The organism is Streptomyces sp. NPDC056224, assembly GCF_042267665.1.
Lineage (GTDB): Bacteria > Actinomycetota > Actinomycetes > Streptomycetales > Streptomycetaceae > Streptomyces.
The window spans coordinates 125,610-147,050 of sequence record NZ_JBHJTK010000016.1 but is presented as its reverse complement, the minus strand read 5'-3'; the positions used below and the strand labels follow the sequence as shown (position 1 = coordinate 147,050).

Here is a 21,441-nt window from a genome sequence, read left to right as displayed (position 1 = left end):
CGCGCCACCGAGGGGAAAGGCCGCACATGGGCACCCAGCAGGAGAAGGACGAGCTGTACGCGCTCGACATCAGCGGCGTGGAGTGGGAGGGCCCGCCCGGGACCAGCCCCGACGAGGAGCGGGTCGAGATCGCGCGGCTGCCCGAGGGAGCGGTGGCCATGCGGTCCTCGCTGGACCGGGACACCGTGCTGCGGTACACCGCCGCCGAGTGGGAGGCCTTCGTGCTCGGCGCCCGGGACGGCGAGTTCGACCTGGACCGCCGCAGCCCCGGGGAGCCGGAGGCCTGAGGGTTCCGCAGACCTGACGGACCAGACGCCGAAGGGGCGCGCCCGGTGCGGGCGCGCCCCTTCGGCGCGTACGGAATGACGTGGGCTACCGGGCTCAGTAGGCCTCGGTGAACAGGCGCGAGGCCTTCACGTCGGTGGCGCGGTAGTCGCCCTTGCCGCGCTCGATGAGCTGGGCGACCTGCTCCAGCTGCTTCTGCATGTGGTCGGCCTTGCCCTTGTACTTCGCCTGGAGCTGGACGTACTGGCCGTGCGCCTCACCGTCCCAGGTGTCGGTGACGACCTTGAGGGCCTGCTCCATCTCGTTCAGGTCCGTGATGATGTTCTTGGAGACGACCCGGATACGGTCCGCCATCTGCTGAACGGTTTCATACCGGACCCGGGTGTGCCCGTCGTTACCCGCCATGTTCTTCTCCTTCTCGCTGCGGCAAACTGGGAAACGGCTGCTGTCAGATGCCGTTGAGGCCGGAACTGTTGGAGCCGCCGCCGGAACCGGCGCCCTGGACGGCCTTGAACGCGGCGCGCACGTCGTCGTCCTGGGCGTTGCTCAGGTTCTTGGTCTGCGCCACGGCGTTGTGCAGGACGCCGAGCAGCCTGCGGATCTCGTCGTGGTCGTCGTTGACGACGCTCTGCGCGGACATGAACCCCGAGGCACCCACACCGGTCCACCCGGCGCTCACGGTGGCGAGGATGTCGGCCAGCTCGCGGGCCTGCCTGGTGACGGCGTTGGCCGTCTCCTCGATCTTGCTCTTCGCCTGGACGACCGGATCGTCTGCAAGTCCGAACGTGTTCGTGCTCATCCGAAGCTCCTCACTTCTCAATTCGCCGGCAGAACCGGCGGATTGCGTGGCGGAGCGGACCTGGCCCGGCGCGGTAGTGAGCCACGTGCCCTGGGTGTCCCCCTCCGCTTCACGCGATCCCCCGATCACACTCGTGAAGCCTGCTGTCACTCTAGCCAGTTCATGCGCAGGGCCCAACACCGGTGGGTGGCCACCGTAGATGAACTGTGACCGTTCACTGCAAACGGCGTCGACGGCCCCGCGCGTCCCGCACGACGGTCGCGGTGCCCGCGATGACGGCGATGAGGACGGCTCCGATGCCCAGAGCGTACGTGCCGTACCGCTCCTGCCGCTCCTGCGCCGTCTCGGTGAGCTGGAGCGCGGCGGCCTGCGGGGCGGCCGCGGGGGGCGGGCCGGGATCCGGGACGGGGGCCCTGGGCGCCTCGCGGTCCTGGCTGAGCGCGCGCACCGGGTCGACGACGCCCCAACCGACGTAGTCGTCACGGCCCTTGACGGAGCGTTCCGCGGTGTTCTGGATCTGCCAGACGATCTGCTCGACCGTCCAGTCCCCGTGCTTGGCGCGCAGCAGGGCGGCCACTCCGGCGACGTACGGGGCGGAGAAGCTGGTGCCGTTGTCGATGCACTGGCCGAATCCGGGGACCGTGGAGACCATGTCGACGCCGGGCGCCGCCACTCCGATGAAGTCGCCGGGCTGGGAGAACGCGGCCCGTTCGTTGTTGCGGTCCGAGGAGGCCACCGCGAGCACGCCGGGGAAGGCCGCCGGGTAGGTCTTGCGCTTCTCGCCGGTCATGCCGTCGTTGCCCGCCGAGGCCACCACCACGACCTTGGCGTCGAGGGCCTTCTGGACCGACTTGCCGAGCTCGGAGTCCGGGGACATCGGCACGTCGGTGTCCTGGGAGATGTTGATCACCTGGGCGCCCTTGGCCACCGCGTGGTCGATCGCCTGGCTCAGGGACAGCGCGTTGCCCTTGCCCTGGCCGTCGTTCTGCCGGATGGGGATGATCGTGGCGTCCGGGGCCAGGCCGACGAAGCCGGTGCCCTCCTGGGGGCGGGCCGCGATCAGTCCGGCGACCTTGGTGCCGTGGCCGACGGTGTCGTTCGTGCCGTCGCCGCCCTTGGGGTCGATGAAGTCCTTGCCGGCGCCGGTGTCGAGGGCGCCGCTGAGCTGCGGGTTCACCCGGTCCACGCCGGTGTCGATGACCGCGACGCGGATGCTGTTGCCGTTCTTGTCCTTGCCCTTGGTGTGGGTCCACAGCTCGTCGAGGAGGAGCCGCTGCAGGGCCCAGGGGCGGTCGGCGATCTGCTTCTTCATGGGGAAGGTGCACTCGCCGGCGCCGTCGAGGCGCAGGGTGTACGGGGGCTGCGGCGCGGCGACGACCCCGGTCGCGGCGGCGGAGGCAGCGGGCGCGGCGGCGGCGACCGTCGCGAGGGTCCAGGCGGCGGCGCGGACCGCACGCCGCCGCTTCGGGAACTGGGTCATCGGCGGCTTCCTCACGAACCCTGCGGCTGGCGGGCGGAGTTGGTGTCCAGGCGCGGCCCCTTGGAGAGGAACTCCGACCACGCGATGGGCACCATGGCCGGTGTGACGCCCGCGTAGCCGAGCCGGATCTGCGCCTGGCTGGCCTCGGGGGCGCCTCCCGGGGCGCCGCCCTTGGCCTGCGGGTCGGGGGCCCCGATCTTCGACTGCTCGGCGTCGCTGTCGCCGTTGGCCTGGACCGCGTACCGCAGGCCGGTGTCGGTGACCAGGAAGAGGGTGCCGCCGGCCGTGGTCTGCTTGCCCTGGACCTGGGTGTAGAGCAGCCCCGAGCCCGGGGTGACGTAGGCGCTCGTGCCGCTGGCGGTGATGTCGATGGGGAAGCCGGTGCCCGCCCAGGTACTCAGGGTCTGGCCGCCCTGGCCGTCGACCGAGCGCAGCACGTTGCAGACGGTGTCGCGGCCGGCGGGGGCGCCCGCCGCGGTCCCGGCGGCCGGCGCGCTCTGGTTGATCCGCTCGGTCTTCCTCTGCGGCCACTTGAGGTCGCCCGCGAACGGGGTGGCCTCCGGGCTGATGGCCTGGAGGTCGATCTCACGGGCCTTGCCGTGCATGTTGAGGCCGTCGGTCGCGGGCGCCGAGATCAGCAGCCAGGCGACGAAGTCGGACACCGGCGCGACCTTCCCCGGCAGGACCACGTAGTGCTGCGTGCCGGATCCCGTCTGGGCCGTGAGCACCATGCCGACCTTGTTGTCGGCGGTGATCAGGCCCTTGACGTCGGCGTTCGTACCGGCTTTGGCGGGCAGTTGCGGGAAGGACAGGTCGTCGCCGGGGTTGAGGGTCCCCAGCCACTGCTCCGTGACCTGCTGCGGGGTGGCGCCGGTGCCGACCAGGGCGTTGGTCATCGTGCCCGCGGCCGGGGTGCCCTCGGGGAACTTGTACTTCGTGCCCGCCGCGTCGACCAGGTAGCGCTCCTTGCCGGGGCCAGTGCTCTGCACGTACAGCGACTGGGTTTCGGTCAGCCTGCGCTGATCGTCCGTCAGGTGCGCCTCGCGGTCGGCGAGGACGAAGGTGGCGGTCTGCACCCCGCGGCCGTTGCCGCCCGGCTGCTGGCAGACGGCCCAGCGCTTGGCCTTGGCCGCGTCCGCCTTGGCGGGGAGCCGGTCGGGGGCGTACGGGATGCCGATGATGGGCCCGCGCGGCGGCCGGCCCTTGTCGAGGATCTTGTCGTCGACCTGGATGACCTTGAACTTCGAGGGGTCCAGCAGGAGTCGGGCGGAGGCGAGGTTCAGCACCGGGTGCAGCCGCGTCTGCTCCTTGCCGTTCACCTTCGTCGTCAGGACCACGTAGCGGGTGGTGGAGTCCTTGCCGACGATGACCTGGGTACCCGGGTCCGCCCAGCCCTTGGGGGCCGTCGGCCTGAACATGCCCCAGGCGCCGAAGCCGGCGAGCACGACCGCGGCGGCGATCAGCCCCGGCACGACCGCGCGCAGCGGGCGCGGCGCGCCCTCCTCGGTCCCCGTCGCGGACGGCTGGAGGAACGCGGCCACCGTGCGCCGCTTCGCAAAGGTGTACGCGTTGAGCTCATCACGTCGTGATGCCATGACCGTCTGCTTCTCCCCGCACGGCCCGGTCGGTGAGTACGGTCCCCCGGGCCTCGATTGTCGGACCGGGCACCTACTATGCCTCTTGACGGAGGGTGCCCAGGGGCCGGGTAGGGTGAGATCGCCGCTCAGTGCCTTCCGCACCGGGGTAATCAGGGCTTGTTGGGGTGGATCGAGAAGATTCCGGGGCCCTGCGCCGGCTGTCGCGCAGCGCCGGACTCACGGGTCCGGCCCTGGGGGCACCTCCCTGGCGGTCCCCCGGACGGAGTCCGGGGAAGGTAGCTGGGGGAGAAAGGGGAGGTGCGCGAGTGATGGCCACCGCGACGCAGCCGCAGACTGGCGCGGCCGCACCCGCACGCGGCGGCGTGACGCCGCATCCGAAGTCGAGCCCCGGCCGCTTCGGTCCGTTCCGATTGCAACAGCTCGTACTGCTCCAGGTGGCCGCGGCCGTCCTGTTGGTGGCCTGGGTGGTCGAACCGCTGCTGCTGGTTCCCGCCGGTGTGCTCGCGCTCGTCCTCGTGGTGCTCGCGGTCGTCCGCAGGCACCAGCGTTCCCTGCCCGAGTGGATCGGCGGTGCGCTGGCGCTGCGCGCGCGGCGGCGCCGGGCCGCGTCCCTGACCGTGCCCGCGGGCACCGAGCCCGGGCTCGCTCCGCTCGTCGAGGCCGACCCCGCGCTGCGCACGCTCACGTTCAGCGACCGCGACCGGCGGCCGGTCGGAATGATCGGCGACGGGACCTTCCTCACCGCGGTCGTCCAGGTGGACACGGACGCCACCGCGCTGCGGCCCGACCGGGGGGCGCGGCCGCTGCCGCTGGGTGTCGTACGGGACATCCTCGAAGTCGACGGCATCCGGCTGGAGTCCGCACAGCTGGTGCAGCACACCCAGCCCGCGCCGGCCCCGCACCTGCCCGCCCAGTCGATGGCCACCCGCAACTACGCGCCGCTGCAGGCCCGGACCGGCACCCCGGCGGTGCGGCTCACCTGGATCGCCCTCAAGCTCGATCCGGAACTCTGCCCCGAGGCGGTCACCGCGCGCGGCGGCGGACTGCCGGGCGCCCAGCGGTGCGTGGTGCGGGCGGCGGACCAGCTGGCGAGCCGGCTGACCGGCGCCGGGTTCAAGGCCACGGTGCTGACCGAGCAGGAGCTCACGGCGGCCCTGGCCACGTCCTCGTGCGCGAACCCGATGGCGATCACCCAGGCCGGGCGCTCCGCCAGCACCGGGCGGCGTACGGAGGAGACTCCGCGGACCTGGCGCTGCGACGACCGGCGGCACACCACGTACTGGATCGGCCGCTGGCCTCAGTTGGGGGGCGCGGGGGCCGGGCTGCCGCAGTTCGTGGCGCTGCTGACCTCGCTGCCCGCCCTGGCCACGAACTTCAGCCTGACGATCGCCCCGGCGGAGCGCCAGGGCGTGACGCTGACCGGGCACGTCCGGGTGACCGGCCGCAGCGATGAGGAACTGGTCTCGGCCAGAAGGGAGTTGGAGCGGACGGCGCGGGGCGTGAAGACCGGGCTGGTCCGGCTCGACCGGGAACAGGTACCGGGGCTGCTGGCTTCGCTGCCGCTGGGAGGGGCGCGATGAGGGGCGGTTTCGGGCTGGTCGGCCCGCGGCGGGAGCGGCATGTGGTGCCCGCCGTCGACCTGGACGTGCTGGCGCTGCCCGTCGGGGACGACGGGGTCGTCATCGGTGTGGACGCGGAGGGACGGCCGGCGGTGCTCGGCGTCAACCGGCCGACGCCGTACGAGGTGACGCTGATCGGCGGTCTGTGGACGGCGCAGGTGCTGGCGCTGCGCGCGGCGGCGACGGGCGCGCGGGTGGCGGTGGAGACCGGGCGCGGACAGGTGTGGTCCGGGCTGGCCCAGGCGGCGGGCGGCGGGCAGCAGTGCGTGACCCTGCACGAGGTGGGCCGGGTACCGCCGCAGGGCGCGTCGGCGGGCAGCCCGGTGCTGGTGATCCGCGACTGCGGGATGCGGCCGCCGCGCGGGCGCGTGGTGGCCGGACCCTGGCAGTCGGTGCTGACGTTGCTGCCGTACCTGAGCCCCACGGCGCCGCGGCTGCTCCAGCAGTCGTCGCTGGTGGGTGTGCAGCGGGTGTCGCCGGACGAGGCCGAGCAGATCGGCCGCCTGATGAGCCTGCCGCGGCCTGCGGTGGAATCCCTGCCCACGCTGGGCGACGGGGTGACCCTGTGGTGTACGCCACGGGACCGGCAGTTCGTGATGACACAGGGGACGGACGCGGAGACGGGCCTGCTCGGCCCGGCGCGGCGGATCGACTGACGTCGGCGGGGCCGACGGGGGCGAACACCGGCAGCGGACCGCGATTAGGCTGGGCCCGGGCGCGGCGTCGAGGTGGGCGCCGGACCAGTGTTCGACAGACCAGGAGGACCAGTGAGCGGCGATCGGAACGAGAGGCGCGGCGGGACGTGGGACGTCCCGACGGACGATCAGTCCGACGCGGAGCCCGAGATGACGGGCGAGTTCACCATCGACTACACCCCGCCGGCCTGGTACACGCAGGGCGCGACTCCGTCCGCGCAGGTACCGGGGCTGCCCGAGGGCAGCGGCTTCGAGCCCCACCGCCCTTCGGACGTGACGCCGCCCCCGACGGCGCGGATCGCTCCGCCGGGCCCGCGCACCCCGTCGGACGAGGCGGACCTGCCCGAGGCCTTCACGGCGCCGGCCGATGCTCCGGCGCCCGCACCGTTCGCGGCTCCGGCTCCGGCTCCCGTTGACGTACCGGCTCCGGCTCCGGCGCCCGTCGAGGTGCCCGCGCCGTTCGCCTTCCCGGCACCGGTCGAGGCCCCGGCGCCCGCACCGTTCAGCCCCCCGGCACCGGCCGAGACCCCGACGCCGGCGCCCGTCGACGCGCCTGTGCAGTACCGGGCTCCGGCACCGGTCGAGGCCCCCGCGCCCGACCCGTTCGCACTCCCCGCACCGCACGAGACTCTGCCGCCGGCGCCGTTCAGCCCGCCGGCACCGGCCGAGACCCCGGCGCCCGCGCCGTTCAGCCCGCCGGCACCAGTCGAGATCCCGACGCCCGCGCCCGTCGACGCGCCTGCGCAGTACCGGGCTCCGGCACCGGTCGAGGCCCCTGCGCCCGAGCCGTTCAGTCCCCCCGCTCCGGCCGAGACTCCGGTCGATGCTGCCCCGGCACCCGCCGAGGCGGCGGCGCCGACGCCGTCCGATGGCGGAGCCGGTCCGCATGACACCCCCGCCGAGGGGACCCCCCTGCTGCCCCCCGCCGAGCAGGCGGCGGCCGCGCCGGTCAGCGCCACGGACGCACCGGTCCCCGCCGCGGAGCACCCGTTCGGGGGACCTGTTGGCGAACTGCCGTCGCTGCCGACCTCGTTCACCGAGCAGGCGGACCGGGCGGACCGGGCGGACCACGACGGGTACTCGTTCCCGCCGCCGGCCCCCGCCCCGCAGCCGATGCCGGCGCCGCAGCCCCCGCAGCACGACCCCCGCTCCGGCGCCCAGTGGCCCGCCGGCCAGCACCAGCCGCAGCCGCAGCCGCAGCACCAGCCGCCCCAGCCCCAGCCCCAGCCCCAGCCGCACGACCCCCGCTATTCGGCCGGCCAGACCACCGGCGGGGCGCCGCTCGGTTACACGGCAGCCGTCGAGCTGTCCTCGGACCGCCTGCTGCGCAACAAGCAGAAGCCCAAGACCGGCAACAACAACGGCGGCGGCCGTTTCCGCTTCGGCGGAAAGGCGGCCGAGGCGGAGCGCCAGCGCAAGCTGGAACTGATCCGCACCCCGGTCATGTCCTGCTACCGCATCGCCGTCATCAGCCTCAAGGGCGGCGTCGGCAAGACCACGACCACCACCGCCCTCGGCGCCACCCTCGCCACCGAGCGCCAGGACAAGATCCTGGCCATCGACGCGAACCCCGACGCCGGAACCCTCGGCCGCCGCGTCCGCCGCGAGACCGGCGCCACCATCCGGGACCTGGTCCAGGCGATCCCGTACCTGCACTCGTACATGGACATCCGCCGGTTCACCTCCCAGGCGCCCTCCGGTCTGGAGATCATCGCCAACGACGTGGACCCGGCCGTCTCCACGACCTTCAACGACGAGGACTACCGCCGCGTCATAGAGACGCTGGGCCGCCAGTACCCGATCATCCTCACCGACTCGGGCACCGGCCTCCTCTACTCGGCCATGCGCGGCGTCCTGGACCTGGCCGATCAGCTGATCATCATCTCGACCCCGTCCGTGGACGGCGCCAGCAGCGCCAGCACCACCCTCGACTGGCTCTCCGCCCACGGGTACGCCGATCTCGTCTCCCGCTCCCTCACCGTCATCTCCGGGGTCCGCGAGACGGCCAAGATGATCAAGATCGAGGACATCGTGCAGCACTTCGAGACCCGCTGCCGCGGTGTCGTCGTGGTGCCGTTCGACGAGCACCTCGCGGCCGGCGCCGAGGTCGACCTCGACATGATGCGGCCCAAGACCCGCGAGGCGTACTTCAACCTCTCCGCCCTGGTGGCCGAGGACTTCCTGCGGGCCCAGCAGCAGGCTCCGCAGGGCCACTGGGGAGCGCCGCAGCAGCCGCACCAGCCTCAGCCCTACCCCCAGCAGCCCCAGCAGCCCCAGCAGCAGCCGTACGGCCAGCCCCAGGGCCAACCCCCGTACCAGCAGCCGCCCTACCAGCATCCCGGGCAGCCCTACCCGCAGCCCGGCCAGCCCTGGCAGCAGCCCCCGGCACCGCAGCAACCGCAACCGCCGGGTCAGCCCCCGCGCGACCCCCGCCTGGGCTGAGCCGACAGCGCGAAGGGCCCGTACCGCCCCGGGATCGATCGAGATCCGGGACGGTACGGGCCCTCGCCCGTTCGTCCGTCAGCGATGCGCGTCGTAGGCGTCCGTCTGCACCCGCGCCCGCTTCACGTCGTCCGCGATCGCTTCCAGCAGCCCGTCCAGCGAATCGAACTTCGCCATCCCCCGCACGTACGCGAGGAAGTCGACGGCCACGTGCTTCCCATACAGGTCCAGCCCGATCCGGTCGATCGCGTACGCCTCCACGGTCCGCTCGGTCGCGTCGAACTGCACGTTCGTCCCGACCGAGATCGCCGCGGGCATCCGCTCGCCGTCGGCCGTCAGCCAGCCCGCGTACACCCCGTCCGCCGGGATCGCCGTGTGCGGCTGGGTCTCGACGTTCGCCGTCGGATAGCCGAGTTCACGCCCGCGCTGCGCACCGCGCACCACGACGCCCTCGACCCGGTGCGGCCGCCCCAGGATCTCGGCCGCGCCCGCCATGTCGCCCTCGGCGACCAGCCTGCGCGCCAGCGTCGAGGAGAACGGCACCCCGCCGCCCGCCTCGCCCCGCTCGACCAGGTCCACGACGTCGACCTCGTAGTCGTACGTGGAACCCAGCTCGCGAAGGAAGTCGACGTTCCCGGCGGCCCGGTGGCCGAAGCGGAAGTTCGGGCCCTCGATGACGGACCGCGCGTGCAACTTGTCGACCAGCACCTTCACGATGAAGTCGGCCGGGGACAGCTGCGAGAACTCGGCCGTGAAGGGCAGGATCAGCAGCGCGTCCACACCCAGCCCGGCCATCAGCTCGGCGCGCCGGTCGTACGGCGCCAGGATCGGCGGGTGGCTCCCCGGGCGGACGACCTCGCTGGGGTGGGGGCTGAAGGTGACGACGACGGACGGGACGCCGAGCGCGCGCGCCCTGGCCACGGCCCGTCCGATGATCAGCTGATGACCGCGGTGCACGCCGTCGTAGGAGCCGATGGTGACGACGCTGCGTCCCCAGTCCTGGGGGATGTCCTCCAAGCCACGCCAGCGCTGCACTGTGACCGCTCCTCGCCCGAACCCGTTTAGGCCTTGTAATGATTGCCGATTACAGGTCTAAGACTGCCATGCCGGTGCCCGGTGCCCCGCATCGGCATCTGCGTCGGACGGCCGCCGGCCCATCTCGCCACGTCACGTCCGCGGCCTGCCTGCCGAAGGTCTCCACCGTCCGTCGCGCGCTCGGGCCCGGCAGGGCCGCCGCCTCCCCTTTGCGCCCGGGCCGGCCGGCGCGCCACGAGCCCGCCGGAGGACGGGCCGGACCGGCTCCGTCCGCCGCTCGAACACCGCCGACCCGCCCGGAGCCGCGCGCAACTGCCGCCCGGTGCGCCGCGGCAGCTCCCGCGCACGGTCCGCCGGACCGGCCGGCGACCCCGGCCGCGGGGGCCAGCGACCCCGGCCGGGTTCAGATCCGGTCCGTACGCGGGCAGGGCCGCGGCGTTGCGTTCCAGCAGTGGGGCGAGCGGGCCGGCCCGGGTCGGCTCCGGCCGCGCCCGCAGGGCCACCGCGAAGCCGCCGGAGCGGTGTTCCGCGTGCAGAGCGGTGCCCGGTACCGCGAGCACCGCTCCGGTGCGCGTGTCGAGGACCGGACCCCCGCAGGCCTCCCCACCCAGGCTCAGCGCGTCCCGCCCGTCCGTACCGATCGCCGGCTCGACCGCCGAACTCGCGGGAACGGCGTGCAGCCGGTCCGTGGCCGGGTGGCTGACCGCCGCGCGTCCCAGACCCGCGCCTGCCGCCCTCCCCGCGCGGGCAGCCGCATGTACGCGCCCGGAGCGATCGCCGCGCGCACGGCCACCGGCAGCGGCCGCCCCTCGAGCCCGTCGGTCCGTGCGAGTGCCGGCGCGAGCCCCCGGCCTCGTGACTCGTGACTCGTGATTGGTGACTGGTGACTGGTGACTGGTGACTGGTGACTGGTGATCACCGTCCCGCGGTCGTCGGCGGTGAATCCGCTGCCGCGCGCCCCGCGCGCCCGCCCTGCCGGATCGCAGCGGGTGACGAGCTCCGCCATGGCCACACCACTCCCCCGCAACGCCCCGTGCTCACGACGGTAGGCAGGTGAAGATCAGCACGGGAAGCACGCGAGGCGAACGCGCCCCCTTGTGCTCCCTCCATTCACTCCGAGCGCCTGCCCGGACGGGTGAATTCGAGGGTCCGGGTGGATAGAGACCTACCCGAGGGGGGTCGTGGAGCGGTGAGCCGCACAGCACGTGCGCTCACCGCTCCACGTCGGCGGGCTCCGGACGCGGAGCGTCGGCCGGACGGGGCCGCCGGACGGCACCGGCAACGCGTGGTCAGGCGAAGACCGCGAGGGCCTTCGCCTTGCCGCCCTTGCTCTCCACGAGCCCGAGAAGGTTCCCCTGCGGCCCGAAGACGGCGACGGTCCGGCCGGCCTGGTACTCCTCCGGCATGTCGATCCGCACGCCGTTGGCGAGCAGCGAGGCTCGCCGGGCGTCCAGGTCCCAGCGCGGGAACGCGGCGGCCGCCGCCTCGCCGATCGGCATGACGGTCAGCTCCTCCTGGAGCTGGTCCAGCGTGCGCGCCCGGTCGATCTTGTACGGCCCCACCCGGGTGCGCCGCAGCGCGGTCAGGTGGCCGCCGACGCCCAGGTCGGCACCCAGGTCGCGGGCGAGCGCGCGGATGTACGTACCGCTGGAGCAGACCACGGAGACGACGAGGTCGACGACCTTGGTGCCGTCCTCGGCCTCCGCGTCCCGCATGTCGTACACCTGGAACGACGAGATGGTCACCGGCCGCGCCGGGATCTCGAAGTCCTCGCCGTCCCGCGCGCGCTTGTAGGAGCGCACGCCCTTGATCTTGATGGCGCTGACCTTCGACGGGACCTGCATGATCTCGCCGGACAGCTTGGCGATGCCCTCGTCCACGGCCTCGCGGGTGACCGCGGAGGCGTCCGCCGAGGAGGTGATCTCACCCTCCGCGTCGTCCGTCAGGGTGTTCTGACCGAGGCGGATGGTACCGAGGTACTCCTTCTCCGTGAGCGCGAGGTGGCCGAGGAGCTTGGTGGCCTTCTCGACGCCCAGGACCAGCACGCCCGTCGCCATCGGGTCCAGCGTGCCGGCGTGGCCGACGCGGCGGGTCCTGGCCATCCCGCGCATCTTGGCGACCACGTCGTGCGAAGTGAAGCCGGACGGCTTGTCGACGATGACCAAGCCGTCCGGAGTCTTCCCTGCGTTGCTGCTCATTCCGCGGCTGCGTCCTCGTCGTCGTCCTCGCCCGGCTTCTTGTACGGGTCGGCGTCGCCGGCGTACTGGGCGCCGGAGGAGACCTCGCGCACCTGGGCGTCGGAGGAGCGTGCCTTGTCGAGGAGGTCCTCGATGGTCTTGGCGTTCTCCGGGAGGGCGTCCGCCACGAAGGTCAGGGTGGGCGTGAACTTGGTTCCCGCCGCCCGGCCGACCGCGGAGCGCAGTACGCCCTTGGCGCTCTCCAGGCCCGCTGCCGCGCTGGCCCGGTCCTCGTCGTCGCCGTAGACCGTGTAGAAGACCGTGGCCTCCCGCAGGTCGCCGGTGACCCGGGTGTCCGTGATGGTCACGTGCGTACCGAGGCGGGGGTCCTTGACACCGCGCAGCAGCTTCTCGGCCACCACCTCCCGGATGAGGTCCGCCAGCTTCTTCGCCCGCGCATTGTCGGCCACTGGTCCGTCTCCTTCTTCTGTCTTGCAGACAAGCTATAAGTCAGTCTTCATCACCGTGGAGGCGCCGTCGTACGGACAGCAGCTCCACTTCAGGACGCGCCGCAACCAGCCGCTCGCAGCGGTCCAGTACGTCCGAGAGGAACCCCGCGTCCCCACTCACCAGGGCGACCCCTATACGGGCCCTGCGGTGCAGGTCCTGGTCGCCCACTTCAGCCGCGCTCACGGAGAACTTTCGTTGGAGCTCGGCGACGATGGGCCGGACGACGGAGCGTTTCTCCTTCAGCGAGTGGACGTCGCCGAGGAGCAGGTCGAAGGACAGAGTCCCCACGTACATGCAGTTCCGGATATCCCGCCGGTGCGGGTTCGGTGGCCTGCCGGGCCGTCACCCGGAAGGATCACCCGGCGCTCGCGCGGCCGGGTCACCAGAACCGTACACGCAACGGCCGGGGCCGATCGACGGATATTCCGCCGACCGGCCCCGGTGTTACGAGTTACGACACGGTGCGAACCGCCTCGCGCTTACGCGCGGGGCTTCTCGCGCATCTCGTACGTCGCGATGACGTCGTCGATCTTGATGTCGTTGAAGGAACCGAGGTTGATACCGCCCTCGAAGCCCTCGCGGATCTCGGTGACGTCGTCCTTGAAGCGGCGCAGACCGGAGATGGTGAGGTTCTCCGCGATGACCTTGCCATCGCGGATGAGCCGCGCCTTGGTGTTGCGCTTGACCTCGCCGGACCGGATGAGGACACCGGCGATGTTGCCCAGCTTGGACGAGCGGAAGATCTCGCGGACCTCCGCCGTACCGAGCTCGACCTCTTCGTACTCCGGCTTGAGGAGACCCTTCAGGGCCGCCTCGATCTCCTCGATGGCCTGGTAGATCACCGAGTAGTAGCGAACGTCGACGCCCTCGCGGTCCGCCATCTGCGCGGCACGGCCGGCCGCGCGGACGTTGTAACCGATGACGATGGCGTCGGAGCCCATCGCCAGCGAGATGTCGGACTCGGTGACCGCACCCACACCGCGGTGCAGGACGCGGATGTCGACCTCTTCACCGACGTCGAGCTGGAGCAGCGAGGACTCGAGAGCCTCGACCGCACCGGACGCGTCGCCCTTGATGATGAGGTTGAGTTCCTGGACCAGACCGGCCTTGAGGACCGAGTCGAGGTCTTCCAGGGACACCCGGCGGACACGCTTGGCGAAGTTGGCGTTGCGCTCACGCGCCGCACGCTTCTCGGCGATCTGACGGGCCGTGCGGTCCTCGTCGACGACGAGGAAGTTGTCGCCGGCGCCGGGGACGTTGGTGAGACCCAGGACCAGGACGGGGGTCGACGGACCCGCTTCCTCGACGTTGTTGCCCTTGTCGTCGAGCATGGCGCGCACTCGGCCGTAGGCGTCGCCCACGACCATCGTGTCGCCGACGCGGAGGGTACCGCGCTGGACGAGGACGGTGGCAACGGCACCGCGGCCGCGGTCGAGGTGGGACTCGATCGCAATACCCTGAGCGTCCTGCTCCGGGTTGGCGCGGAGGTCGAGCGAGGCGTCGGCGGTGAGGACGACGGCCTCGAGCAGGGAGTCGATGTGCAGACCCTGCTTGGCGGAGATGTCGACGAACATCGTGTCGCCGCCGTACTCCTCGGCGACCAGACCGAACTCGGTGAGCTGACCGCGCACCTTGACCGGGTCGGCACCCTCGACGTCGATCTTGTTGACCGCGACGACGATCGGGACGCCGGCGGCCTTGGCGTGGTTGAGCGCCTCGATCGTCTGCGGCATGACGCCGTCGTTGGCCGCGACCACGAGGATCGCGATGTCGGTCGACTTGGCACCACGGGCACGCATGGCGGTGAACGCCTCGTGACCCGGGGTGTCGATGAAGGTGATGCGACGCTCTTCGTCGTTCACCTCGGTGGAGACCTGGTACGCACCGATGTGCTGCGTGATGCCGCCGGCCTCGCCCGCAACGACGTTCGTCTTGCGGATGGCGTCGAGCAGTCGGGTCTTACCGTGGTCGACGTGACCCATGACGGTCACGACCGGCGGACGCGGCATGAGGTATTCCTCGCCGCCCTCGTCCTCGCCGAACTCGATGTCGAAGCCCTCGAGGAGCTCGCGGTCCTCTTCCTCCGGGCTGACGATCTGGACGACGTAGTTCATCTCGCCGGCCAGCATTTCGAGCGTCTCGTCGGAGACGGACTGCGTGGCAGTGACCATCTCGCCGAGGTTCATCATCACGGCGACGAGCGACGCCGGGTTGGCGTTGATCTTCTCCGCGAAGTCGGTGAGGGAGGCACCGCGCGACAGGCGAACGGTCTCGCCCTGGCCGCGAGGCAGCATCACGCCGCCGACGGACGGGGCCTGCATGGCCTCGTACTCCTGGCGCCTCTGACGCTTGGACTTGCGACCACGACGGGCCGGACCACCGGGACGGCCGAAGGCACCCTGCGTGCCACCACGGGCACCGGGACCGCCGGGACGACCACCGAAGCCGGGACGACCGCCGCCACCGGCACCGGCCGGACCGCCGCCGAAGCCGCCGCCACCGGGACGCGGGCCGCCGAAGCCGCCGCCGCCACCGGGACGCGAGCCCGGACCGGCCGGACGACCGGCGAAGCCGCCGCCCGCGGGACGACCGGCGCCACCGGGACGCGGACCGCCCGCACCGGGACCACGGCCACCGGGGCCGCCACCGGGACGGGGACCGGGACCACCGGCAGCGGGACGCTGCGGCATCATGCCCGGGTTCGGACGGTTACCGCCGGGGGCACCGCCCGGACGCGGGGCGCCGCCCTGCGGACGGGGCATGCCGCCGGGGGTCGGGCGACCAGCACCCTGGCCCTGCGGACGCGGAGCGCCGCCGGGACCGCCCTGCGGGCGGGGAGCACCCTGGCCGCCGCCGGCGCCGGGGGCACCGGGACGGGGCGCGCCGGCCGGACGGGGCGCCTGCGGGCGCGCCATACCGGTGGAGCCACCAGAGGTGAACGGGTTGTTGCCCGGACGGGGACCCGCCGGACGGGCGCCCTGCGGACGCGGGGCCGCGCCGCCGGGGCGCGCGGCCTGGGCACCGGGAGTGGTGCCGGCCGGACGCGGGGCACCCGGACGGGCACCGCCCTGGCCACCCTGGGCCGCCGGACGCTGCTGCGCCGGACGGGGACCGGGGGCCGCGGCGGGACGCTCGGTGCGCGCCGGGGCGGCCGGAGCCGCCGGAGGCGCGGAGAACTCGGTCGCCACGGGCGCCGCCGGAGCGGGCTTCGGGGCGGCCGGAGCCTTCGGGCCGGGACGCGGGCCGGAGGCGGCCGGAGTCACCGGTGCGCTGACGGCCGGAGCCTCGGCAGCGGCGGGCTTGGGAGCCACCGGTGCGCCGGGCTTCGGGGCAGCGGGACGTGCCGCAGCGGCCGGGGAGGGCGCTGCGGGCTTGGCGGGCGCGGCCTTGCGGGGCGCGCCGGGCTTCGCAGCGGACTTGCCGGCGTTGCCGCCGGGCCCCTGCAGTGCGTCAGTCAACTTGCGTACAACCGGCGCCTCGATCGTCGAGGACGCCGAACGGACGAATTCACCGAGTTCTTGGAGCTTGGCCATGACGACCTTGCTCTCCACCCCGAACTCCTTGGCGAGTTCGTATACCCGGACCTTAGCCACTTCGCTCCTTTTAGGTCCGGGTTACGCCGGACCGTTGCTACTTCATGGGCGTACTCATCGCGTACTCATCGAGTGCTCATCGCAATCTCGACCTACTTCCAACTCGCGAGGTACCTGACCGCACGGGGCATCCGTGCCGTTCTACGTCTTACGGTGTCGCCTCGGCCTGACCGGCCAGGACATTGCCCAGTTCCGTCGTGTCGAGCGCTCCGGCGGACCGCAGGGCCCGGGGGAACGCCCGGCGGCGGACCGCCTGGTCGAGGCAGACCACGGCAGGGTGCACGTACGCACCCCGGCCGGGCAGCGTACCGCGATGATCGGGGACGCATTGGTCCTCGATCGCCACGATCCGCAGCAGATCGCTCTTGGCCGCTCGCTCCCGACACCCCACACAGGTTCGTTCGGGGCATGCGCGGGCTTGCGTCCGGCCAGACACGCCTAAGTCTACCTCCCCGCACCGACCCTCCCCCGACAAGTTCCGGGCGAAAATCGAACGGCTGTTGTGTTGTGATGATCCACAGGGCCGGTGTAAGGCCCCTCGTGGTCTGTGTCTACCGTCCGGGTAGCCCCGGGCGGTACCGGTTTATTCCCCGCCGCCGTCCGAAGGCTGCTCGGTGTCGGGACGGATGTCGATGCGCCAGCCGGTGAGCCGTGCGGCGAGGCGGGCGTTCTGGCCCTCCTTGCCGATGGCCAGCGACAGCTGGTAGTCGGGCACGGTCACCCGGGCGGAGCGGGTGTCCCAGTCGACGACCTCGACCTGGCTCACCCGGGCGGGTGACAGCGCGTTCGCGACCATCTCCGCCGGGTCGTCCGACCAGTCGACGATGTCGATCTTCTCGCCGTGCAGCTCGGCCATCACGTTGCGCACGCGGCTGCCCATCGGGCCGATGCAGGCGCCCTTCGGGTTGAGGCCCGAGCGGGTGGACCGAACGGCGATCTTGGTGCGGTGACCCGCCTCACGGGCGATCGCGGAGATCTCGACGCTGCCGTCGGCGATCTCCGGGACCTCCAGCTGGAAGAGCTTCTTCACGAGGTTGGGGTGGGTCCGCGACAGCGTCACGGACGGACCGCGGACGCCCTTCGCCACGCGCACGACGTACGCCTTCAGGCGCAGACCGTGCGTGTACTCCTCACCGGGGACCTGCTCCTGCACGGGCAGGATGGCCTCCAGCTTGCCGATGTCGACGAGGACGTTCTTGGGGTCCTTGCCCTGCTGGACGACGCCGGTGATGACGTCGCCCTCACGGCCTGCGAACTCGCCGAAGGTCAGGTCGTCCTCGGCGTCGCGCAGACGCTGCAGGATCACCTGCTTGGCGGTCGTCGCGGCGATCCGGCCGAAGTCCGACGGGGTGTCGTCGAACTCCTTGGGCTCCTGGCCCTCCTCGAGGTCCCTCGGGTCTTCCGTCGCCCACACGACCACGTGACCGTTGGTGCGGTCCAGCACGACGCGGGCGCGGCGGAAGCTCCCCTCGGTCCGGTGGTACGCGATGAGGAGGGCCGACTCGATCGCCTCGACGAGCAGGTCGAAGGAGATCTCCTTCTCCCGGACCAGACCCCGCAGGGCACTCATGTCGATGTCCACGACTACGCCTCCTCTTCCTTCTTGTCCTTGCGGCTGAACTCGATCTCGACACGCGCCTTGGCGATGTCGGTGAAAGCAATACGGCGGGCGGTCGCCTTGCGGCCCTTCACGCCCGGAACTTCGAGGTCCAGTCCCTCGTCGTCGACCTCGGACACGCGGGCGATCAGTTCCCCGCCCTCGGTCAGCTGGAACTTCACCAGACGGCCGATCGCCCGTACGTAGTGACGGTGCTCGGTCAGCGGGCGGTCGGCGCCCGGCGAGCTCACCTCGAGGACGTACTCGTCCTCGCCCATGACGTCGGTCTCGTCGAGCAGGTCGGAGACCTCACGACTCAGCTCGGCACACGCGTCCAGCTCCACGCCCTCGTCGGAGTCCACGATGATGCGCAGCATCCGGCGCTTGCCCGCCCGGGACGTCTCGATCTCTTCGAGGTCCAGGCCCTTGGCGGCGACGAGCGGCTCCAGCAATCCGCGCAGCCTGTCGCTCTGGGTGGTGCTCATCCGGGTGACTCCTCGGCCGCGTGTGCTGTTGTGGTTTCCGTCGTGTGTCAGGTCAAAGGGTATCCGGTCGCGGAGGGTGTTGCCGTCAGCCCTGTGGACGGGGCCCCGGGTACCGTGATCACACCCTGCCCCGCCATCACCCCCGAGGACGTCGCCGTGCCCTGGACTCTCCCACCGAGGCCCTCGCGCCGGAGCCTGCTCGCAGGAGCCGCCGGCGCGGCCGGTGCCACGCTGCTCAGCGGGTGCTCCGGCGCCGGTTCACCCGAGACCGCTTCCGGGATTCCACTCGAACAGCGGATGCGGGAAGCGGCCGTTCGTGACAGTGCGCGGCTGCTGGAACGTTACGACGCCACCGCCGTCGCCCATCCGGCCCTGGCCGAGCGGCTCGCCCCGCTGCGCTCCGCGGTCGCCGCGCACGCCGCGGCCCTGTCCCCCGCCCCGGCGGGGGCACCGTCCCGGTCCGCTTCGGCGTCCCCGTCCGGCGGTACGGGGGCGGCGGCCGCTCCGGCGCCGAGCGGGGAGCCGGTGGCGGCGACGCCCGCCGAGGCCGTGACCGCCCTCGCGGACGCCGAGCGCAGCCTGTCGGAGGCCCGGACCATCGACCTGGCCGGCGCCCCGGGGGAGCTGGCCCGGCTGCTGGCCTCGGTGGCCGCCTGCGGCGCCGTACACGCGTACCTGCTCACCTCGACCCCCGGAGCCAAGCCGTGAAGCCCGAACCCAGCACCGCCGGCCAGGCCCTGGAAGCGGCGCAGGCCGCGCTGGCCGCCGAGCACGCGGCCGCGTACGCCTACGGGGTGATCGGCGCCCGGACCGCCGGGGCGCGGTCGACGGAGGCCCGCGAGGCGTACGCCGGCCACCTCGCGCGGCGCGACGCCCTCACCCGCACGGTGCGGGAGCTCGGCGGCGCGCCCCGGCCGTCGGAGGCGGCGTACGCCCTGCCGTTCGAGGTTCGCGCCCCCGCCGACGCCGAGCGGCTGGCCGCCGAGATCGAGGACCGGGTGGCGGGCGCCTACTCCGACCTGGTCCGGGCGGCGGAGGGTCCGCTGCGCCGCATGGCGGCCGACGCACTGAGCGCGGCGGCCGTGCGCGCGGCACGCTGGCGTGGTGTCGGCGTAGCCTTCCCTGGGCTCGCGGAAAAGCGCTGAAGTGGCACGACGGGCCCAGCACAGCTGAAAGGGACCACGCACGCATGGCTTTCGAACCGCCGCAGCGGCTTGTACGGGCGCTCGGCGAGATGCCGGAATCGGCGCAGGACGCGGACTGGCTGCGCCAGTTGCCGCGGATCACCGAGGCCGCGCTGGACCGGCGTGGGGTACGGGCCCAGCGGGTGCAGGCCCCGGGGGGCCGCAGCAGCCTGGTCGTCCTCGTCCGGTATGCCGACGGGACCCCGGCCGCTCTGAAACTGGCTCCCCCGCACGCCCGGCCCGACCGTGAGCTGGCCGCGCTGGCGCACTGGGGCGGCTTCGGGGCCGTACGGGTCCTCGACTCGCGGCACCACGAGGAGGACGGGGCGCTGCTGCTGGAGCGGCTGCACCCGGAGGTTTCCCTGCGGTCGCTGCCGGAGGCGAAGGCGCTGCTGGAGGCCAGCGGCACGCTGCGCAGGCTGTGGGTGGCGCCGCCGGCCGGGCATGCCTGGGAGACGGTGGCGGAGCGGTCCGGGCAGCAGTCGGTGGCGCTGAAGGCGGCTCCGGCGGAGGTCAGGCCGCTGGCCGACACGGCGCTGGCGGTGCGCGACGAGCTGATCGCGGCCCCGCCGGAGGAGCTGCTGCTGCACGGCAACTTCCGGCAGGGCAAGGTTCTCGCCGGCGAGCGCGCCCCGTGGCTGACGGTGGGCCCGGACCCGCTGGTCGGCGAGCGGGCCTACGACCTGGCACGGCTGGTCCGGGACCGGCTGGAGGACCAGATGGCCACCTCGGCGGGCGCGGCGGGCGCCCGGCGCCGGGTGAACAAGCTGGCCGACGCCCTGGAGGTGGACCGGGAGCGGCTGCGGGGCTGGACGGTGTTCCGGGCGGTGGAGTCGGGCAACCGGGCACTGGCGGCCGGGCGGCGGCGGGACGCGGAGCTGCTGCTGGAGTTCGCGGCCTGGCTGTAGGGCATACCGTTTAGATAGGTATGTCAGTCCGGCAGGGGGCCGTCATGGTCGAAGAACTGCTGACAGCGGCAATCGCCGTGGGTGTGGGCGTCGCGGTCTACGTGGGCGCCGCGGCCCGGGTGGTGAAGCAGTACGAGCGCGGCCTGGTCTTCCGCTTCGGCAGGCTGCGCCAGGAGGTCCGGCCGCCCGGCTTCGCGATGATCGTGCCCGGGATCGACCGGCTCAGAAAAGTGAACATGCAGATCGTGACGCTGCCGGTGCCCGCGCAGGAGGGCATCACGCGGGACAACGTCACGGTGCGCGTGGACGCGGTCGTGTACTTCAAGGTCGTCGACCCGGCGAACGCGATCGTGGCGGTGGAGGACTACCGCTTCGCCGTCTCGCAGATGGCGCAGACCTCGCTGCGGTCGATCATCGGCAAGTCGGACCTGGACGACCTGCTGTCGAACCGGGAGATGCTCAACCAGGGCCTGGAGCTGATGATCGACAGTCCGGCCGTGGGCTGGGGCGTGGCGATCGACCGGGTCGAGATCAAGGACGTGTCCCTGCCCGAGACGATGAAGCGGTCGATGGCCCGGCAGGCGGAGGCGGACCGCGAGCGGCGGGCCCGTGTGATCAACGCGGACGCGGAGCTGCAGGCCTCGCACAAGCTGGCCGAGGCGGCGGAGGTCATGTCGGAGCAGCCGGCGGCGCTGCAGCTGCGCCTGCTGCAGACGGTGGTCGCGGTGGCGGCGGAGAAGAACTCGACACTCGTGCTCCCGTTCCCGGTGGAGCTCCTGCGCTTCCTGGAACGCGCGGCGCCGACGCCGGTCGCGGAGGGGGACCGGACCCCGGGCGCCCCCGGTCCCGCGCCGGTCACTCCCGCCCCCTCGGCGCCCCCCTTGGACGACGCCGAGGCTCCCCCTGCGGTGACCGGCCCGCCCGCCGGGCTGTCCCTGGACGGCTCGCCGCCGCCCGCGCCCGGCCCGCCCCCGGACGGCTCGCCGCCGCCCCCGTCGGGCACGGACGAGCCGTGCGGCTAGCCGGGGCCCGGG

General features: G+C 72.7%; 20 protein-coding genes. 8 read left to right on the top strand and 12 right to left on the bottom strand.

The annotated features are described in order from the left end of the window. The first annotated feature begins 26 nt into the window (after positions 1 to 26). A complete protein-coding gene (locus ACFCZ1_RS20590; RefSeq protein WP_376679701.1) occupies positions 27 to 287 on the top strand; it encodes a DUF397 domain-containing protein in 261 nt (86 codons plus the stop codon). Positions 288 to 381: 94 nt separating this feature from the next. Here the strand turns inward: ACFCZ1_RS20590 and ACFCZ1_RS20585 are convergent, their stop codons facing one another. From ACFCZ1_RS20585 to eccB, 4 genes are all read right to left on the bottom strand, one after another. Then, positions 382 to 690, bottom strand: a complete 309-nt coding sequence (locus tag ACFCZ1_RS20585; protein ID WP_362394312.1) for a WXG100 family type VII secretion target — start codon at positions 688 to 690, stop codon at positions 382 to 384. Positions 691 to 733: 43 nt separating this feature from the next. Continuing rightward, a complete protein-coding gene (locus tag ACFCZ1_RS20580; RefSeq protein ID WP_376679700.1) occupies positions 734 to 1,084 on the bottom strand; it encodes a hypothetical protein in 351 nt (116 codons plus the stop codon). A 214-nt stretch (positions 1,085 to 1,298) separates the two neighbouring features. Then, complete coding sequence (gene mycP, locus ACFCZ1_RS20575) at positions 1,299 to 2,564, bottom strand: type VII secretion-associated serine protease mycosin (protein ID WP_376679699.1); 1,266 nt, start codon at positions 2,562 to 2,564, stop codon at positions 1,299 to 1,301. Positions 2,565 to 2,575: 11 nt separating this feature from the next. Then, positions 2,576 to 4,159, bottom strand: coding sequence for a type VII secretion protein EccB (eccB, locus tag ACFCZ1_RS20570; protein ID WP_376679698.1), 1,584 nt, complete (start codon positions 4,157 to 4,159; stop codon positions 2,576 to 2,578). Positions 4,160 to 4,470: 311 nt separating this feature from the next. Between eccB and eccE the strand changes: the two genes are divergently transcribed. The 3 genes from eccE to ACFCZ1_RS20555 all read left to right on the top strand — a co-directional run bounded on the left by eccE (position 4,471) and on the right by ACFCZ1_RS20555 (position 8,918). Further along, positions 4,471 to 5,742: a type VII secretion protein EccE gene (eccE, locus tag ACFCZ1_RS20565; RefSeq protein WP_376679697.1), complete on the top strand. Its 1,272-nt coding sequence runs from the start codon at positions 4,471 to 4,473 to the stop codon at positions 5,740 to 5,742. Next, positions 5,739 to 6,437 carry a hypothetical protein gene (locus ACFCZ1_RS20560; protein ID WP_376679696.1) on the top strand — a complete coding sequence of 233 codons (699 nt, stop codon included), beginning with the start codon at positions 5,739 to 5,741 and terminating at the stop codon, positions 6,435 to 6,437. The genes eccE and ACFCZ1_RS20560 overlap by 4 nt, the downstream gene beginning before the upstream one ends. 111 nt (positions 6,438 to 6,548) lie before the next feature. Continuing rightward, positions 6,549 to 8,918, top strand: coding sequence for an SCO5717 family growth-regulating ATPase (locus tag ACFCZ1_RS20555; RefSeq protein WP_376679695.1), 2,370 nt, complete (start codon positions 6,549 to 6,551; stop codon positions 8,916 to 8,918). A gap of 78 nt (positions 8,919 to 8,996) precedes the next feature. Here the strand turns inward: ACFCZ1_RS20555 and ACFCZ1_RS20550 are convergent, their stop codons facing one another. The 8 genes from ACFCZ1_RS20550 to rimP all read right to left on the bottom strand — a co-directional run bounded on the left by ACFCZ1_RS20550 (position 8,997) and on the right by rimP (position 18,315). After that, positions 8,997 to 9,953 carry a bifunctional riboflavin kinase/FAD synthetase gene (locus ACFCZ1_RS20550; protein ID WP_376679694.1) on the bottom strand — a complete coding sequence of 319 codons (957 nt, stop codon included), beginning with the start codon at positions 9,951 to 9,953 and terminating at the stop codon, positions 8,997 to 8,999. A gap of 1,289 nt (positions 9,954 to 11,242) precedes the next feature. Further along, complete coding sequence (gene truB, locus ACFCZ1_RS20545; protein ID WP_376679693.1) at positions 11,243 to 12,151, bottom strand: tRNA pseudouridine(55) synthase TruB; 909 nt, start codon at positions 12,149 to 12,151, stop codon at positions 11,243 to 11,245. After that, entirely contained in the window at positions 12,148 to 12,600 is a 453-nt protein-coding gene (gene rbfA / locus ACFCZ1_RS20540) for a 30S ribosome-binding factor RbfA (protein WP_030298318.1), read from the bottom strand. The genes truB and rbfA overlap by 4 nt, the downstream gene beginning before the upstream one ends. 40 nt (positions 12,601 to 12,640) lie before the next feature. Further along, positions 12,641 to 12,934 carry a DUF503 domain-containing protein gene (locus ACFCZ1_RS20535; RefSeq protein ID WP_030651158.1) on the bottom strand — a complete coding sequence of 98 codons (294 nt, stop codon included), beginning with the start codon at positions 12,932 to 12,934 and terminating at the stop codon, positions 12,641 to 12,643. A gap of 185 nt (positions 12,935 to 13,119) precedes the next feature. Further along, positions 13,120 to 16,233: a translation initiation factor IF-2 gene (infB, locus tag ACFCZ1_RS20530; RefSeq protein ID WP_376679692.1), complete on the bottom strand. Its 3,114-nt coding sequence runs from the start codon at positions 16,231 to 16,233 to the stop codon at positions 13,120 to 13,122. 148 nt (positions 16,234 to 16,381) lie between these two features. Beyond that, positions 16,382 to 16,669 (bottom strand): YlxR family protein, encoded by a 288-nt coding sequence (locus ACFCZ1_RS20525; protein ID WP_376679691.1) that lies wholly within the window; start codon positions 16,667 to 16,669, stop codon positions 16,382 to 16,384. A 147-nt stretch (positions 16,670 to 16,816) separates the two neighbouring features. Next, complete coding sequence (nusA, locus tag ACFCZ1_RS20520; RefSeq protein WP_376679690.1) at positions 16,817 to 17,815, bottom strand: transcription termination factor NusA; 999 nt, start codon at positions 17,813 to 17,815, stop codon at positions 16,817 to 16,819. A gap of 2 nt (positions 17,816 to 17,817) precedes the next feature. Further along, a complete protein-coding gene (gene rimP / locus ACFCZ1_RS20515) occupies positions 17,818 to 18,315 on the bottom strand; it encodes a ribosome maturation factor RimP (RefSeq protein ID WP_376679689.1) in 498 nt (165 codons plus the stop codon). A gap of 114 nt (positions 18,316 to 18,429) precedes the next feature. Here rimP and ACFCZ1_RS20510 point away from each other — a divergent pair, with 114 nt between their 5' ends. From ACFCZ1_RS20510 to ACFCZ1_RS20495, 4 genes are read left to right on the top strand one after another with little or no spacing between them, the layout of a single operon-like run. Continuing rightward, positions 18,430 to 19,023 carry a hypothetical protein gene (locus ACFCZ1_RS20510; protein WP_376679688.1) on the top strand — a complete coding sequence of 198 codons (594 nt, stop codon included), beginning with the start codon at positions 18,430 to 18,432 and terminating at the stop codon, positions 19,021 to 19,023. After that, positions 19,020 to 19,460 (top strand): DUF4439 domain-containing protein, encoded by a 441-nt coding sequence (locus ACFCZ1_RS20505; protein ID WP_376679687.1) that lies wholly within the window; start codon positions 19,020 to 19,022, stop codon positions 19,458 to 19,460. The genes ACFCZ1_RS20510 and ACFCZ1_RS20505 overlap by 4 nt, the downstream gene beginning before the upstream one ends. Positions 19,461 to 19,504: 44 nt before the next feature. After that, a complete protein-coding gene (locus ACFCZ1_RS20500) occupies positions 19,505 to 20,407 on the top strand; it encodes an aminoglycoside phosphotransferase family protein (RefSeq protein WP_376679686.1) in 903 nt (300 codons plus the stop codon). A gap of 44 nt (positions 20,408 to 20,451) precedes the next feature. Continuing rightward, positions 20,452 to 21,429, top strand: coding sequence for an SPFH domain-containing protein (locus ACFCZ1_RS20495; RefSeq protein WP_376679709.1), 978 nt, complete (start codon positions 20,452 to 20,454; stop codon positions 21,427 to 21,429). Positions 21,430 to 21,441 lie beyond the last annotated feature (12 nt).

What these genes read in the sequence shown, in the direction of transcription:
- ACFCZ1_RS20590 (WP_376679701.1), top strand. Translation starts at nt 27, where the DNA reads ATGGGCACCCAGCAGGAGAAGGACGAGCTGTACGCGCTCGACATCAGC.
- ACFCZ1_RS20585 (WP_362394312.1), bottom strand. Translation starts at nt 690, where the DNA reads ATGGCGGGTAACGACGGGCACACCCGGGTCCGGTATGAAACCGTTCAG.
- ACFCZ1_RS20580 (WP_376679700.1), bottom strand. Translation starts at nt 1,084, where the DNA reads ATGAGCACGAACACGTTCGGACTTGCAGACGATCCGGTCGTCCAGGCG.
- mycP (WP_376679699.1), bottom strand. Translation starts at nt 2,564, where the DNA reads ATGACCCAGTTCCCGAAGCGGCGGCGTGCGGTCCGCGCCGCCGCCTGG.
- eccB (WP_376679698.1), bottom strand. Translation starts at nt 4,159, where the DNA reads ATGGCATCACGACGTGATGAGCTCAACGCGTACACCTTTGCGAAGCGG.
- eccE (WP_376679697.1), top strand. Translation starts at nt 4,471, where the DNA reads ATGGCCACCGCGACGCAGCCGCAGACTGGCGCGGCCGCACCCGCACGC.
- ACFCZ1_RS20560 (WP_376679696.1), top strand. Translation starts at nt 5,739, where the DNA reads ATGAGGGGCGGTTTCGGGCTGGTCGGCCCGCGGCGGGAGCGGCATGTG.
- truB (WP_376679693.1), bottom strand. Translation starts at nt 12,151, where the DNA reads ATGAGCAGCAACGCAGGGAAGACTCCGGACGGCTTGGTCATCGTCGAC.
- ACFCZ1_RS20535 (WP_030651158.1), bottom strand. Translation starts at nt 12,934, where the DNA reads ATGTACGTGGGGACTCTGTCCTTCGACCTGCTCCTCGGCGACGTCCAC.
- rimP (WP_376679689.1), bottom strand. Translation starts at nt 18,315, where the DNA reads ATGAGCACCACCCAGAGCGACAGGCTGCGCGGATTGCTGGAGCCGCTC.
- ACFCZ1_RS20500 (WP_376679686.1), top strand. Translation starts at nt 19,505, where the DNA reads ATGGCTTTCGAACCGCCGCAGCGGCTTGTACGGGCGCTCGGCGAGATG.
- ACFCZ1_RS20495 (WP_376679709.1), top strand. Translation starts at nt 20,452, where the DNA reads ATGGTCGAAGAACTGCTGACAGCGGCAATCGCCGTGGGTGTGGGCGTC.